The 13,651-nt window shown below is 66.6% G+C and carries 12 protein-coding genes; 5 read left to right on the top strand and 7 right to left on the bottom strand.

Annotation, left to right across the window (positions count from 1 at the left end; genetic code table 11):
• Positions 1-23: 23 nt before the first annotated feature.
• On the bottom strand, positions 24-695 hold the full coding sequence (locus QHF85_RS05735) for a VTT domain-containing protein (RefSeq protein ID WP_281326039.1): 672 nt from the start codon (positions 693-695) through the stop codon (positions 24-26).
• Positions 696-801: 106 nt separating this feature from the next.
• Between QHF85_RS05735 and QHF85_RS05730 the strand changes: the two genes are divergently transcribed.
• From QHF85_RS05730 to QHF85_RS05710, 5 genes are all read left to right on the top strand, one after another.
• Complete coding sequence (locus tag QHF85_RS05730) at positions 802-1,476, top strand: TetR/AcrR family transcriptional regulator (protein WP_281326038.1); 675 nt, start codon at positions 802-804, stop codon at positions 1,474-1,476.
• A 16-nt stretch (positions 1,477-1,492) separates the two neighbouring features.
• On the top strand, positions 1,493-2,179 hold the full coding sequence (locus QHF85_RS05725; RefSeq protein ID WP_281326037.1) for an NAD(P)H-binding protein: 687 nt from the start codon (positions 1,493-1,495) through the stop codon (positions 2,177-2,179).
• 182 nt (positions 2,180-2,361) lie between these two features.
• On the top strand, positions 2,362-3,933 hold the full coding sequence (locus QHF85_RS05720; protein WP_281326036.1) for a serine/threonine-protein kinase: 1,572 nt from the start codon (positions 2,362-2,364) through the stop codon (positions 3,931-3,933).
• Positions 3,923-5,308 (top strand): PEGA domain-containing protein, encoded by a 1,386-nt coding sequence (locus QHF85_RS05715; protein ID WP_281326035.1) that lies wholly within the window; start codon positions 3,923-3,925, stop codon positions 5,306-5,308. The genes QHF85_RS05720 and QHF85_RS05715 overlap by 11 nt, the downstream gene beginning before the upstream one ends.
• Positions 5,309-5,531: 223 nt before the next feature.
• Positions 5,532-8,051, top strand: a complete 2,520-nt coding sequence (locus QHF85_RS05710; RefSeq protein ID WP_281326034.1) for a M1 family aminopeptidase — start codon at positions 5,532-5,534, stop codon at positions 8,049-8,051.
• A 2-nt stretch (positions 8,052-8,053) separates the two neighbouring features.
• Here the strand turns inward: QHF85_RS05710 and QHF85_RS05705 are convergent, their stop codons facing one another.
• From QHF85_RS05705 to QHF85_RS05680, 6 genes are all read right to left on the bottom strand, one after another.
• Positions 8,054-8,650: a hypothetical protein gene (locus QHF85_RS05705; protein WP_281326033.1), complete on the bottom strand. Its 597-nt coding sequence runs from the start codon at positions 8,648-8,650 to the stop codon at positions 8,054-8,056.
• Positions 8,651-8,899: 249 nt separating this feature from the next.
• On the bottom strand, positions 8,900-9,475 hold the full coding sequence (locus QHF85_RS05700) for a hypothetical protein (protein ID WP_281326032.1): 576 nt from the start codon (positions 9,473-9,475) through the stop codon (positions 8,900-8,902).
• 21 nt (positions 9,476-9,496) lie between these two features.
• On the bottom strand, positions 9,497-10,525 hold the full coding sequence (locus QHF85_RS05695) for a protein phosphatase 2C domain-containing protein (RefSeq protein WP_281326031.1): 1,029 nt from the start codon (positions 10,523-10,525) through the stop codon (positions 9,497-9,499).
• Positions 10,477-11,037 (bottom strand): 2'-5' RNA ligase family protein, encoded by a 561-nt coding sequence (locus QHF85_RS05690; protein WP_281326030.1) that lies wholly within the window; start codon positions 11,035-11,037, stop codon positions 10,477-10,479. Before QHF85_RS05690 ends, QHF85_RS05695 begins: the two co-directional genes overlap by 49 nt.
• 59 nt (positions 11,038-11,096) lie before the next feature.
• On the bottom strand, positions 11,097-11,882 hold the full coding sequence (locus tag QHF85_RS05685) for an NRDE family protein (RefSeq protein ID WP_281326029.1): 786 nt from the start codon (positions 11,880-11,882) through the stop codon (positions 11,097-11,099).
• A gap of 113 nt (positions 11,883-11,995) precedes the next feature.
• Positions 11,996-13,600, bottom strand: a complete 1,605-nt coding sequence (locus QHF85_RS05680; RefSeq protein WP_281326028.1) for an ATP-binding cassette domain-containing protein — start codon at positions 13,598-13,600, stop codon at positions 11,996-11,998.
• Positions 13,601-13,651: the final 51 nt, after the last annotated feature.

Here is a 13,651-nt window from a genome sequence, read left to right as displayed (position 1 = left end):
GCTCAGCCCGGGCAGCCGCAAGCTCAGGAGGGAATGACCTTTTGCATGGAGCGGCGGCTGATGCGCCAGAACAGGACGACGAGCGTGACCACCACGGCGCCCAGGCCGATCCACGCCGAGGGAGGTGCGTCGCGCATGGCGGCGAAGAATTTTTCGCCGAAATAGGAGGTCACGAGGAGGGGCAGGACGTACCCGGCCAGCGAGGCCCAGAAATGCGTCTGGAAGCGCACCCGGGAGATGCCGAAGAACACGTGGAGCATGGGCGGCATCCAGAAGACGAGGCGGAGCATGAACACGGTGAAGAACGCCCGCTTCTCGAGGGCCTCTTCGTAGGCGCGGAAGCGCGCCGGTACGCGCTTCGAGACCCAATCTCGCGCGACGAAGCGCGCGAACGAGAAGCCCACCACGCTCGCCGCCATGGTGCCGACCATGGAGACCACGAACGCCACCGGCCACGGCCATAGGAGCGGCGCCGCCAGGATGAAAATCGTGCCCGGCACACCGAACGGCTGGAGCGCGGCGTACGCCGCGACGAACGCGGCATACCCTCCCGGCCCGAGCTCCACGAGCGCCTGCTTGATGCGCGCGGGCTCGCGGAAGACCTCGAACAGGCCCAGGCGCTGCGCCACGACGAGCCCGACAGCCACAGCGGCCACGGCGGCGAGCCGCAGATGGCGCAGCGAGCGGCTCGCCACGGGACGGGGCGAGGGAGCAGACGGTCGCACGGGACGACGTTGACAACGCACGTCATCCTTGTCAAGCGTGTTGACAACTTCAACATTGGTTGTAAAGCTTGACCACGTGAGCGAGACGAGCTCCGGCGAAAGGTACGTGGAGGACGCGCGTCGTCGCAAGCTGATGGACGCGGCGCTCACGGTGTTCACGCGGTTCGGCTTCCGCAAAGCGTCGATGGACGAGGTGGCGCGCGCCGCGGGCATTTCGCGGCAGGGTCTCTACCTGCATTTCGCCACCAAGGACGAGCTGTTTCGTGCTTCGGTGGAGCACCTCCTCGTCACGGCGCTCGCCAGCGCGACGGCGGCCCTCGCGGACGCGGGGTTGCCGCTGGAGAAGAGGCTCGTGGTGGCGTTCGACGCGTGGGTCGGCCGGTTCGTCGGCGCGCTCGGGCCCGACGCCGCGGACCTCGAAGCCGCCGCGAAGGAGCTCGTCGGCCCCCGCGTCGGCGAGCAGGAAGGGCGGTTTGTCGAGGCCGTGGCCAAGGCCCTGCGAGCCTCCGGGCTCGGGGCCGTCTACAAGCCCGCGGGGGTCAGCGGTCAAAAGCTCGCGGAGACGCTGTATGCGACGGCGCGCGGGTTGAAGCACAGCGCCGCGACGCGCGAGGCGTTCCTCGAGAGCATGAGCGTCGCGGCGCGCGTGATGTGCCTGCCGCTGCGAGAGGCGGGCGCGAAGGCGCACGCGAGCCCGCGCGCGGAGGGCGGCCGCGTCGGGTCACGCAGGCCGCGCGACAAGAAGCGATAGGTCGAGGGCAGGAGTCATGAAAGTCCTTCTCTTTGGTGCGACGGGGATGGTCGGGCAGGGTGTGCTGCGCGAGTGTCTGCTCGACCCCGACGTGGAGAGCGTGCTTGCGGTGGTGCGCAGCGCGACGGGTCGGCAGCACGAAAAGCTGCGCGAGGTCCTCCACGAGGACTTCACCGATTTCTCCGCAATCGAAGGGCAGCTCGCCGGATACGATGCTTGCTTCTTTTGCCTCGGCGTCTCCGCGTCCGGCATGAAGGAGGCCGACTATCACCGCATCACCTACGATTCCACGATGGCGGCGGCGGAGACGCTCGTTCGGGTCAGCCCCGGGATGACGTTCATTTATGTCTCCGGCCAGGGCACCGACAGCACCGAGCGCGGTCGCTGGATGTGGGCCCGGGTGAAGGGCAAGACGGAGAACGCGCTGCTGCGGATGCCCTTCAAGGCGAGCTACATGGCCCGGCCGGGGTACATCCAGCCGCGCCACGGCATCGTCTCCAAGACGAGGCTCTATCGCGTCGGCTACGCCCTCATGGGGCCGCTTTTCCCCCTGTGGCGCCACTTGATCCCGAAGTACGTGATCACGACCGAAGACGTGGGGCGGGCGATGCTTCAGGTGGCCAGACACGGCGCGGACAGGCGCGTGCTGGAAAACCGCGATTTGAACGCGCTCTCGCGGGCGTATTCGCGGCCGGCGAGCTGAGGCTGCCTCCGGCGCCATCAGCCAAACTGTACATTTCTCGAGCTGCGCATCCCGGTTGCGCGTAGCGTCGGCCATGGCTGCGACGTCGGAGCCCGGGGTCCCCGGGGGCGGCACCGCCAAACGAAGGGAAGTTGCGCAACGAAAATAGCCGATCGACCGGGAGCTGTGGTAGTCGTCTGTGCATGGGCCTCGGTCCCGGATACGCGGTCTCGAAGCACGTGAAGCTCGTGCGCCTGCTCGGCAGGGGCGGCATGGGAAGCGTGTGGATCGCGGACCACCTCGGGCTGAAAACGCAGGTCGCGGTCAAGTTCGTGGCGGATGTGCACGCCAGCGACCCGGCGACGCGGATGCGCTTCCAGCGCGAGGCCACGAGCGCGGCCCAGATCGGGAGTCCTCACATCGTAAATATCCACGACCACGGGATCACGAGCGACGGGACCCCATACATGGTCATGGAGCTCCTCGACGGGGAGGATCTGTCGACGCGGATCAAGCGTGAAGGCCCCCTGCCCCTCGACGAAGTCGCCAAGATCGTCTCACAGACCAGCAAGGCGCTCGGCAAGGCCCATCGGCTCGGAATCGTGCACCGCGACGTCAAGCCGAGCAACATCTTCCTCCTGGACACGGAGGGCGACATCTTCGTCAAAGTGCTCGACTTCGGCATTGCGAAGCCGGGTGGCGGCGAATCGAGCGACGTGACGAGCACCGGGATGATCGTAGGCACCATCCTCTACGCAAGTCCCGAGCAACTTCTCAACGCGAAGAACGTGGATTTCCGCGCCGATCTCTGGTCCTTGGGGATCGTCGCCTATCGCGCGATGACGGGGAAGCTCCCATTTTCGGACGAAAATGGCATCGGCGCATTGTTCCTGGCGATGCAGGCGGGGCGCTTCGTTCCGCCGAGCCAGATCGTGAGCGCCATCCCGCCCGAGGTCGACGCATGGTGCAAGCAGGCGCTCGCGCACGACCCCGCGGCGCGATTCGGTTCGGCGCGAGAAATGGCAGACGCGCTCTACATCGCCCTCGGCAGGACGTCGTCTCCTTCCCTCACGCGTGCTCCCAGGGGCGGTGGTCTTTCGCGCCACGCTTCCCGTGGAGAATCTACCGGGGTCGGCTCGACGATCGAAGGAATCGGTCGGCAGGAGATGCGCACGGTCGTCGAGAATGAATATCGACCGTTTTCGTCGGACGACGAAGCATCCCAAGAGGCATCTCTCCCCTCCGTCGGCTCTTCCGCTTCCATCGACAAGGACACGAGCTCCGGGGACGCGGCGAAGGATCCGGGCTCGCTCGCGGGGGGCGCATCGGCGATGACGTACGTCGGCGAGGCCGGGACCCGCGCGTCGGGGACGACGGGCTCGGGTCGACGCTGGGCCGTGATCGCCGCTGTGCTGGTGAGCCTCGTCGCGGGCGTGTCGGCGTTTGTCTTCCTGAAACGATCCGTGAAACCGCTCGTCGAGACGTCGGCGCCGGCCGTCGAAAACGATCCTGGCGTGACCGTGGCGTCCGCGCCTCCGACGGCGAAGGACGCCCCGGAGCCGCCCGTCGTCGCGCCTGTCTCGAGCCGCGTGGAGCTCGCTCCGAATACGCCCGCGCCAAGCGCGTCCGCGTCCAATGCCTCCGCGCCAAGTGCGTCCGTGCCCAGTGCCTCGGCTCCGGGAGCATCTGCGTCGGGGGCGAGCCCGAAGCCGTCCGCGAAGCCAGGGGGCCCAGGGCGAAGCAATCCGCTACCCGAGAAGGATTATGGATTCTGAACGGTCGGTGATTTCGTATCGCGTCACGCTGGGTCGTTTCTTCAGGGGTTTGACGAAGGTATCCAGCGCCGCGGCGTTCTTGCTGACGACGACCCTTCTTGCCCCGTCCCTCGCGCTCGCGGAGCCATCCTCGGCCGACAAGGAGACGGCCCGAACGCTCATGAAGGAGGGCGACGCCAAGTTTGCCGCGAGGGACTATGCAGGAGCCCTCAAGGCTTATCAGGCGGCCCATGCGATCATGCAGGTCCCGTCCACGGGCCTCCCGCTGGCCAAGGCTCAGATCGAGCGCGGATTGCTGGTCGAGGCACGCGACACGTTATTGCAGGTGTCACGTCACCCGAAGGATGCGGGCGAGCCCGCGGCATTCGCAAAAGCCCGTGAAGAGGCCGCGGAGCTCGCGCAAAAGCTCACGCCGCGTATCCCTTCGCTGGTCATCGTCGTGGACGGCGCTCCGAGCGATGCCGCTGTCGTCGCGGTGGACGGCGCATCGATCCCGGGCGCGGCGCTCTCCGCTCCGCGCAAGGTCAATCCGGGGTCGCATACGATCACCGCCTCCGCGAGCGGATTCAACCCCGCGAGCACGACCGTCAACGTGAAGGAAGGCGCAAACGAGAAGGTGACGCTCAAGCTCGTCCCGGCCGACCCCAGCAAGCCGCCGCCGGCCCTGCCAGCGCAGGCGATCCAGGGCGGCGGGAAGATCCGGATCGAGAGCACGGCGCACGAGGGGAACGTCTTCATCGACGGGAGAGCCGTGGGCGCGACGCCGCTGGAGGTGCCCGTCACGGCAGGCGTGCACGACGTCGAGATCGAATACCCCGGCGGTACACACGAAAAGAGGCAGACGACCGTCGCTGCCGGCAAGACGGAACGCGTGGAGTTTCGGCCGTCCCCCATGGATGAAGTGGCACGGCATCGCAAAGGCCTCCACTTCGGTGGGTCGTTCAGCCCCGCGATGGCGGTGCATACCGACGGCGGCGCGCTCATGTTCGGCGCGGCGGCTGGCTTCGTGATGAACATCGGCATCACGCCGACATTCGATTTCCGGACGGGCGGCACGCTGACCGTCGTGCACCGATTCCTCGAAGATCCGATGTATCAGGTGACGCAGGTCTCCGTCGTCGTGCCTGCCACGCTCCGCGTCAATTGGAGCCCGTGGTTCTCGTCGGCTGCGGGCCTCTCGGCTGGGTTCGTGGCGGATCTGCAGCAGAGCCCGGTGCTCTTCGGCGCCTCCATCGGCCCGGAGTGGTCGCTGCTCTCCATGTGCGCAGGCGACCGACGTCAATACGAGATCTCGTTCAATCAGGGGCTACGTTTCGGTCACGCCCGAAACGACTTTCATCAATCGGTCACGTTCACGTACCTCTCGCCGGATTGAGCCGTTGCGCAGATTGCGCAACCAGGCATTCACAGTTCGGGCAACGTTGCACGAACCGGCCGCGCGTCGCCCCGCAGCTCTCTGCGTCGTAGCGTCGGAGGGCATCCTGGCACGCCCTCTGCAATCGCGCCCCTCGCGCACGCGCGCGTGACGAGCATCGCCCCGACCGGTCGCACATCGTCGCCCGGTGTGGCGTCGCTCCTTGTCCATTCGAGGAGAATCAATGAGCTTCACGAGACCGCCCTCGCGTCCGGGCCTGCGCTGGACGTCCTGGTTCCTCCTTTCGACGTCGCTCGCGGCGGCCGGATGCTCGACGGAGCCCGAGCCGACCGGCCCCGAGAGCGCCGAGGTCGACGTCCAGCGATACGAATTGAAGGGCGAGTACGACTGGGCTCGAGGCCGCCTCGCCGCGACGGTCGGCATCACCCTCGCGCCGTTGGCCCAGGGGACGAAGACGATCACGCTCGACAGCTCCGTCGCCGAGGTGAAAGCCGTGCGGCTCGCGGGCGGCGGAGCCCTGCCTTTCTCGACGAATGAAAGCGAAGAGCGGCTCCAGGTGGACGTCTCCGCGGCGTCCGCCGTCGGCGCGGGGACGAACCTCACCCTGGAGATCGATTACGAGGCCGCGCCGAGCGACTCCTTGATTCCCGTCATCGAATCCCGCAAGGGCGACCCCTTGAACGTGCGCGCGGTCTTCACGATGTCGGAGCCGGTCGGCGCGAGGCGCTGGATGCCTTGCCACGACACGCCGTCGGATCGCGCGATCTTCTCCGTCTCCATGCGCATGGACGGCGCCGAGAAGATGATCGCCAATGGAGACCTCGTCTCCGACGCGCCGGACGGAGACGGTCTCCACAGGATGAAGTACGAGACCACGTACACGCTGCCGACCTATTTGATGGCCTTCGCGATCAGCGATTTCGAGGTGGAGAATACGATGAAGGGCGACCTGCCCGTCTCCATCTGGCACCGGCGCGGGCTGCAGGGGCACTACGACGCGGTCCTCGGGGAGATGGTGGGCATGCTCGACCATTTCGAGGGGTTGCTCGGCCCCTATCCCTTCGAGAAGTACGCGGTGGTGCACCTGCCGAACCTGCCGGCCACCGGCATCGAGAATGCCAGCGTCTCGTTCCACTACGAAGGCGCGGGCACGGAGCCGATCGCCGCCGAGCTCTCGCTGACGGCGCACGAGCTCGCGCACCAGTGGGTCGGAGATCTCGTGACGCTGAAGAGCTGGGACGACCTCTGGATCAAGGAGGGAATGGCGACGCTCCTCGAGCCGGAGGGGCTCCGCGCGCACACGGACACCCAGGGGCCATTCACACTGAATGCGAACGATTTCTTGGCGATGGAGGGCGAAGCCATCCGCGACACATCGCTCGCGCTCGCGGACAAATACAACTCGGGGCCCTACAGCCGCGCGGCCTGGCTCCTGACACAAATACGAAGCCTGGTGGGCGAGGAGGCCTTCTGGACGACATTGCGAAACGTCCTCGCCGAGCACCGCTTCGGCGCGATCGGGACGGACGATTTCCTCGGAGCATTCGCGGAGGTGCTCGGTCCGGAGGCCACGGCGCGAGCGAGACACGCCGTCGACGCCAAGGGCCTTCCCACGTTGACGATCGCGCCGCTGCCCACCGGAGGCGCCACGATCACGGTGCACGACCCCGACGGGGCGCTGCTGGCTCCGTTCGATATCGGCTGGGTCGCGGAGGACGGCTCGGTGCGGACGGAGACGCTCCCGATCGAAACCCCCTTCGACGTGGCGCCGCAGAAGAGCGGCGAGTTCCTCGTGATGGATCCGAAAGACCACCACCTGACCTGGGATTGGTTCGTGGTGGACGAGGAATCCATGAATGCCTATTTCACGAACGTCTTGCCGCTCCTCGTGCCCAAGACCCCGGCGGGGCAGGCCCGTTTCCTCGAAATCGGCGCAGCAGCCCAGGACGAGGTGCTCTTCACGTCGTCGTCATTGCCAGGCGCCACGCCGGAAGAGTTCGAGGCGTTCGTCGCAGGGCTCGACTCGGAGTGGACCCAGGCCAATGCATTGGGCACCGCTTGCTCCGTGGCCATCGACCCGAGCCTCGACCCAGCGACCGCAGCGGCCTGGACGACCACGCTGAACCAGGCGCTCCTGGTCCCGCCGCCGCCGTTCGCGTTCGATCTCATCCAGGTCTACGGCTATGGCGCGTGCAGCATGTTCGACCCGGTGACCGCCTTCGCGGACGACTGGGCGAGCCTCACGACGGGGCTCCCCTCCGGTGAAATCGATTATCTCCGGCTGAGCTACCTCACCGCATTCGACATCCCCGCGCCGCTCGCGATGTCGACCTGGGGCAGCGTCGCAAAACAAGCCAACCATGCCCGGGCGCGCTGGCTCGCGACCATGAAGCTCAGGTCGTACCTCAGCGGGCTCGATCCCGCGGACATCCCCACGTGGCGGACATTCTTCATCGAGCTGCTCGGCACGACCGAGGACAGCGAGGTGCTCCAGCAAGCCATCCGAGCGGTCGTCACGACGATGGCCCCCACGGCGGCCGAAAACGCGGACGCGCTCGCTGGACTCGACGTGCTGCTCCATTCCCCGTGGACGCGGGCGGCGCATGCGCGCGCCGTGTGCGCGGCATTCAAGCTGACGGCGGGCGACGCAATGGCTTGGACTGCGTTCACCGAGGGCCTGAAAGAAGCCCCGCTCGACCCGCGAGCCGCCGCGCGGCTCGAAGACCCGTCCCTCTGCCCGTGATTCTACCCTCGTTTCGAGGGACGATAACGAATGATCACCACGTGCAAATGGGCATCCTCCTCCAGCCTGGAGGTCTGGATCGAAACGGCCCCTTCCTTTTTCAGCTTCTGAAAATCCGTCGCGGTCAGGGTCAGCTTGTGCGCGTGGCCGGCGAGGCCTTGAACATCATAGGTCTTGTCCGTACCAGCGTCCATGTCGGCGGCGGTGATCACCACCTCGTGCTCGTCCTTCCCGGTGAACTCGGCCGAGCAGACGCTCACCCACTCCGGCGGATCCTCCGCGGGCGCGCACCGCACATGCACGCGATGTGTATGCGTGAGCCCCTGGGTGCTCTTGGCGCGCAGAAGCTCCCCCTTCAAGAGGGTCTTCATATCCTCCACCGTGAGCGTCACCTCGTGCGGATGCTTCGCCGTCCCCGCGATCTGATACGTCTTTTCCGCTCCGGCCATGATGTCGGCCAGCGTCACCACGAAGACGTGCCCATGGTTCTTGCCTACCTTGCAGATCACCCTTGCATACGATGGCTCGGGCGGCTTTGCGGCGGGCTCCGGCGTCGTATTCGTGACGGGCTCCGGATTCGCTTCCGGACGGGCTTCCACGGGCGCCGCGGTCGCGCTCGGCTGCGCGGTCGGCTCTGCGGTAGGTGCGGCGCTCTTGCCGGAAGCCGTCGTCTCTGGGGGCGTTTGCCCTGTCGCAGGGTTTGGAGCGTTGGCACCACACCCTGTCCATGGGAGCGACGCTGCGGCTGCTGCGATTTGGAGAGCTTGTCGCCTGCGCATGGGTACCTCGAACGAGTCTGCGGAATCGCGCCTCGCCAGAGAATAGAAACGCAGGCTCCGGCCCGATTGTCAAGCCCTCGCCGCGGGCGTCTTGTCTGGGCTCTCCGACCCGCGCGATAGCTCAGCCCCCGTCCGGATGTCGAGCGCCACCTCGACCCAGCCCCCCGGCGGATCCATCTCCGCCGATACGATCAGCGCGTCGCCGCGAATCTCGCGAAAAACGATGCCGTCCACGGCGACATCACGCGCGGCCCACCGGAGTTCGAGCCGGCGATCCACTGCGTGCACGTCGGTCCAGCCCAGAAGAAACAGAAACTCCTCCTCGCCTCCGCCCGGAGCAGGCACGGGCGCGAGCGCCAGATGGCCGAAATGCGAAGGAACCGCGAGCGTGGCGCGCACGTCGCCCGTGCGGATATCGAGGATGTAAACGATGTCCCCACCACCGAGGACGACCACGCCGACGCTCTCCCAGACCAGCTCCGCGCGGAAAGGCACGTGCGAGGCCTCGCCGAAATCGATACCCACGCTCCACAGGATCTCGTTTTCACGCGCGAACACGTACACCGGCCCCTCGTCGTCGCCCCCGCCCAGCCAGCGTGTCGGGATTGGGGCATCGGGTCCTTCCAGGCGCTTCACGGTGTGCATCGTGCGCTCCTCGATGCCGGGTCAACCAGGCAAAGCCGAGAATTTTTCGGCGAGAATCAGCGCAACATCGTCGTGGAAGGTTCCCGAAGGGAGCTTCACGGCTTCGACGAGCGCTTGAATAGCCGAGCGGACATCTCCCGCGAGAGCGACCTCGGACAACCTCGGCCGAGGCAGATACGTCAAGAGGCCATCCGACGCCAGGAGGAGGCGGCCCGAGAGAGGCTGCCGCTCGATACCGGTGGGCGTGCATTCTCCGCTGCCGAGCAGCGGTTTGCGTCTCTGCCTCGAAGTCAGCTCCACGACCCGCCCCGCCTCCACGAGCAGCGCCCCCGAATCTCCAATGCTCGCGCCCCAAAGCTCGCTGCCACTCACCTGGACCACGACGAGCGTCGTCTCCCCGCACTTTGAATCCAAGCCCATTTCACGGTCGAGCCGCGAAAGCTGTTCGCACCACGCCGCAGGCGTGAGCTCCCGGCTTGCCCCCAGGGCCGACGCCGCCTCTGCCGCCCGTTGCGCCGCGAGCGCACCACCGGAAAGCCCACCCGCACCGTCCGCGACGACCAGCGTCCACCGGCTGCCACGGCAGCTCGCTTCCAGGCGATCCTCGTTTGCAGTGCCGGCACGCCGCTGCGACCAGACATGCAGCCATTCCCGCGGAGGGGCCACGGGGACGAAGTCGGCATTCTGCACGGATACGCCCACCTCGACGCTCTCCACCACGTTGTCCCGAAACCATACCGTTGCTTCTTCTGGAGCGACACCACAGCGGCGGCACCCGCTCTCGGGCGCGCCCACGACCGCAACCAGACCGCCCACGTTCTCCCCCACGTCGGCCAGAGGCGCGCTGCGCCCGGGAGGGTCGAACCAGCAAATGGCATCGCCGGGCATGTACTCATGCTGCCGGCAATACCCGTATTCGTACTGGATTCGCCACGGTTGCGGATGGCCGCAGCGCGGGCAGCTTGCATCCCCCACGACGATATCGAAGATACCCATGACGCTCACGACGATGATGCCACGTTCTCCGCCCGAGCCCCGAGCGGAATCCATCGATCGACGACGAACGGAGTTGCCCCCGCGCGGGCGATCAGCGCGACCGCATGGACCTCGAACGTGATCGGCGTCCAGGTAGGCTCAACGTCCCCGAGAAAACGCGCGAGCTCCGCGGGGCCGTTCGCCTGACCGACGCTGAGGTGCGGCCTGAAGCCGTCTGCCGGACGGGCGGTATCGTGACAATCGGGCACCACTCGCACCAGCGCGGCATGGAGCGCGAGGAGCGCCTCGTGTGGCTCGGGATCGAGCCATACCGTGAAGCGACCGTGACCGTGACCGAAGTGGTGAAAATGTCGGAGGGACAGGGTGAACGGGGAAACCTCGGCGCAGGCAGCGGCGAGCACAGGCGCGAGGGCGTCGAACTCGACGCGGGGACGAAAGGGATAGAGCAGCGTGACGTGCGGCATCCACCGGCCGATTTTGCGGTCGTGAACCCTTCGGATGGCCTGGATCGGCTCCCAGCTTTCCGTGGGTGGGACGAGGACGGCGGCGGTCTCGTGGGTCTTCACGGCTCCCCATCCTTCCTTTTGGGCTGCTCCTCGCCAGGCGCGCGCCAGGCTGGTCTCCACTATCCTTGCCGAGGTAGTCGGAAACTCTTTTCCACCAGGCGCGGCTCCATCCCCGGGGAAAACCCCCTCTCGAAGAACCTGACCTCACCCGTTCTCGAAAAAGTGACCACCGAGCTCGAGCGCGTCCCGTAAATCGGAGGCGTCCTCGTATCATCGATGAAGAGCGGCGCGAGCATGCGCTCCATCTCCAGCCCCACGCCCGTATCCGGAAGCTCCGCGTCCGGCGCTCCCTGATCCGAGCGCAGCATCTGAAAAAATGCCCCGGGCTCCGGGAGCGGACGCGATTCGACGAGCTTCGTGAAAGCGCCCTTTCCCTGCACGAGCTTCGGCCAGGGCGTATCGAGAAGATGATTGCTGAGCCCGTACACGCCGGGGGTGAGGACGCGCGACTCGCGCGTCAGGCTCGCGAAATAGGCCGCCTCGCTGCGCGTGCCCACGATCAGGTTGAATCCGTTGTACGCCCCCGCGCGCGGGCGAAGGCTCTCCGTGAACTCGCGCGGGGAGCCGCTACCGAGGAGATACTCCACCACGAGCGCGCCCCGCGATTTCGCGTCTCCGCGCTGCGCCGCGGGGTCCCGGAAGTTCGTGATGGCGGCGAAGCGCCCGGACCGCGTCACGCCGAGCCACGTTCCGCCGCTCTGGAGGTCACGCCCGGCCAGGATCTCGGGATGATCCTCCCAGAAGTGCATTTCCCGGGTCGGACGGGCGTGAAACTCGTCGCGATTGGCGGCCAGCACGACGTCGTGGTCGGGATGCGCCTCGAAGCCCAGGAACAGCACGCACATGCGTGAGAGATACCCGGATCACGCGCGTTGACAAGGCCGCTCTGCTGCTCCCGACCACGAACCGGCGCGCCGCCGTCGAACACGGCGCGCCCCCATAGTCATCAGGCGCCCCCTCAACGCCCGGCTTGCTCGTCGCCGAACCGCTCCAGGAACTCCTCGTACGTCCCATTGAAGAGCCGCGGCCCCTTGCGGGACAACTCGAGCACGCGCGTCCCGAGCTTTCCGATGAAATGCCGATCGTGGCTCGTCACGACGACCGTCCCTTTGAACGCGATGAGCGCCTCCAAGAGCGCGTCGATGCTCTCCACGTCGAGGTGGTTCGTCGGCTCATCCAGGACCACCACGTTGTTCTTCAGCAGGATGAGCTTGGCCAGCAGCAGCCGCGCCGCCTCCCCTCCCGACAGGCTCTCCGTCTTCTTGAGCCCCGCTTCTCCGCTGAAAAGCAGCTTCCCCAGCACCGAGCGCACGTCTTCGAGCTGCGCGTCCGGATCGAAGCGGTGCAGCCACTCGTACGCGGAGAATCCGGGCTCCAGCGCCTCGTGATGATCCTGCGCGAAATAACCCACGTTCGTGTCGTGGCCCCAGACGATGGTCCCTGCGTCGGGCGCGTGCTCCGCGACGAGCAGCTTGAGCAGCGTCGATTTGCCGATGCCGCTCGGCCCGATCACCGCAAGTTTGTCACCGCGGTTCAGGTTCAGACCGAGCCCCTCGATCACCCGCAGATCCCCGAAGCTCTTCGAAAGCCCCTCCACGCGGAGCACGTCGCGGCCGGAAGGTTTTTCGATCTCGAATTTGATGTACGGTCGCACCACGCTCGAACGACGCACCTGGATGCTGTTCTCGAGCTTCTCCATCTCCTTCACGCGCGACTGGGCCTGGCTCGACCGGCTGGCGCTCGCGCCGAAGCGGGCCACGAAGTCCTTGAGCTCGGCGATCTTCTTTTTCTTCTGGGCCGCGTCCGCCTCCGACTGGCGCTTCCCGGTCGTCTTTTGCTCGATGAAATCGTCGTAATCGCCCGTGTACACGGTGACCGTCTGGTAATCGACGTCGGCGACGTGCGTGGCGATCGCGTTCATGAAATGCCGATCGTGGCTCACGACGAGCAGCGTCCCGCGGAAGTCGTGCGTCAGGTACGATTCGAGCCACCGGATGGAGTCGAGGTCGAGGTGGTTCGTCGGCTCGTCGAGCAAAAGGACGTCGGCGCCGGCGAAGAGCGTCTGCGCGATGAGCACGCGCAGCTTGTACCCGCCCGCCAGCGTGCTGACGGTGTCGAGGTGCCGGGACGACGAGATTCCGAGACCCTCCAGGATCTCCGCGGCGCGCGCCTCGGCGGTGTAGCCGTCTTCCTCGCCAATCGTCCCTTCGAGCTCGGCGAGGCGCATGCCGACCTCGTCGTCCATCTCGCCTTCGAGCAGCCGCTCCTTCTCTTGCGTGGCGTCCCAGAGGACGCGGTTGCCCATCAGGACCGCGTCGAGGATGCGGACGGACTCGTACGCGAAGTGGTCCTGCGACAGCACGCCGACCTTGAGCTTGCCCGGGATCTCGACCGAGCCTTGATCCGACTCGTGCTCCCCCGAGATGACCTTGAGAAGCGTCGATTTTCCCGCGCCGTTCGCCCCGACGAGGGCGTACCGCTTGCCCGGGTCGAACCGCATCGAGACGTTTTCGAAGAGAATTTTCGGGCCGAAGCGCTTGGAGAGCTTGTCGAGCGTGATCATCGCGGCGCCCGAACTAGCACGTGTTCCGGACGTTCGCCGTAGCCATGGAGA

It is taken from the genome of Polyangium sp. 6x1 (assembly GCF_029946515.1).
Lineage (GTDB): Bacteria > Myxococcota_A > Polyangia > Polyangiales > Polyangiaceae > Polyangium.
The sequence above is the reverse complement of the archived record's forward strand: the minus strand, read 5'-3'. Positions and strand labels throughout refer to the sequence as shown.

Bases quoted from the DNA above. Each gene is read 5' to 3' on its own strand.
- QHF85_RS05725 (WP_281326037.1), top strand. From the start codon at position 1,493: ATGAAAGTCCTTCTCTTTGGTGCGACGGGGATGGTCGGGCAGGGTGTG.
- QHF85_RS05720 (WP_281326036.1), top strand. From the start codon at position 2,362: ATGGGCCTCGGTCCCGGATACGCGGTCTCGAAGCACGTGAAGCTCGTG.
- QHF85_RS05715 (WP_281326035.1), top strand. From the start codon at position 3,923: ATGGATTCTGAACGGTCGGTGATTTCGTATCGCGTCACGCTGGGTCGT.
- QHF85_RS05710 (WP_281326034.1), top strand. From the start codon at position 5,532: ATGAGCTTCACGAGACCGCCCTCGCGTCCGGGCCTGCGCTGGACGTCC.
- QHF85_RS05700 (WP_281326032.1), bottom strand. From the start codon at position 9,475: ATGCACACCGTGAAGCGCCTGGAAGGACCCGATGCCCCAATCCCGACA.
- QHF85_RS05695 (WP_281326031.1), bottom strand. From the start codon at position 10,525: ATGGATTCCGCTCGGGGCTCGGGCGGAGAACGTGGCATCATCGTCGTG.
- QHF85_RS05685 (WP_281326029.1), bottom strand. From the start codon at position 11,882: ATGTGCGTGCTGTTCCTGGGCTTCGAGGCGCATCCCGACCACGACGTC.
- QHF85_RS05680 (WP_281326028.1), bottom strand. From the start codon at position 13,600: ATGATCACGCTCGACAAGCTCTCCAAGCGCTTCGGCCCGAAAATTCTC.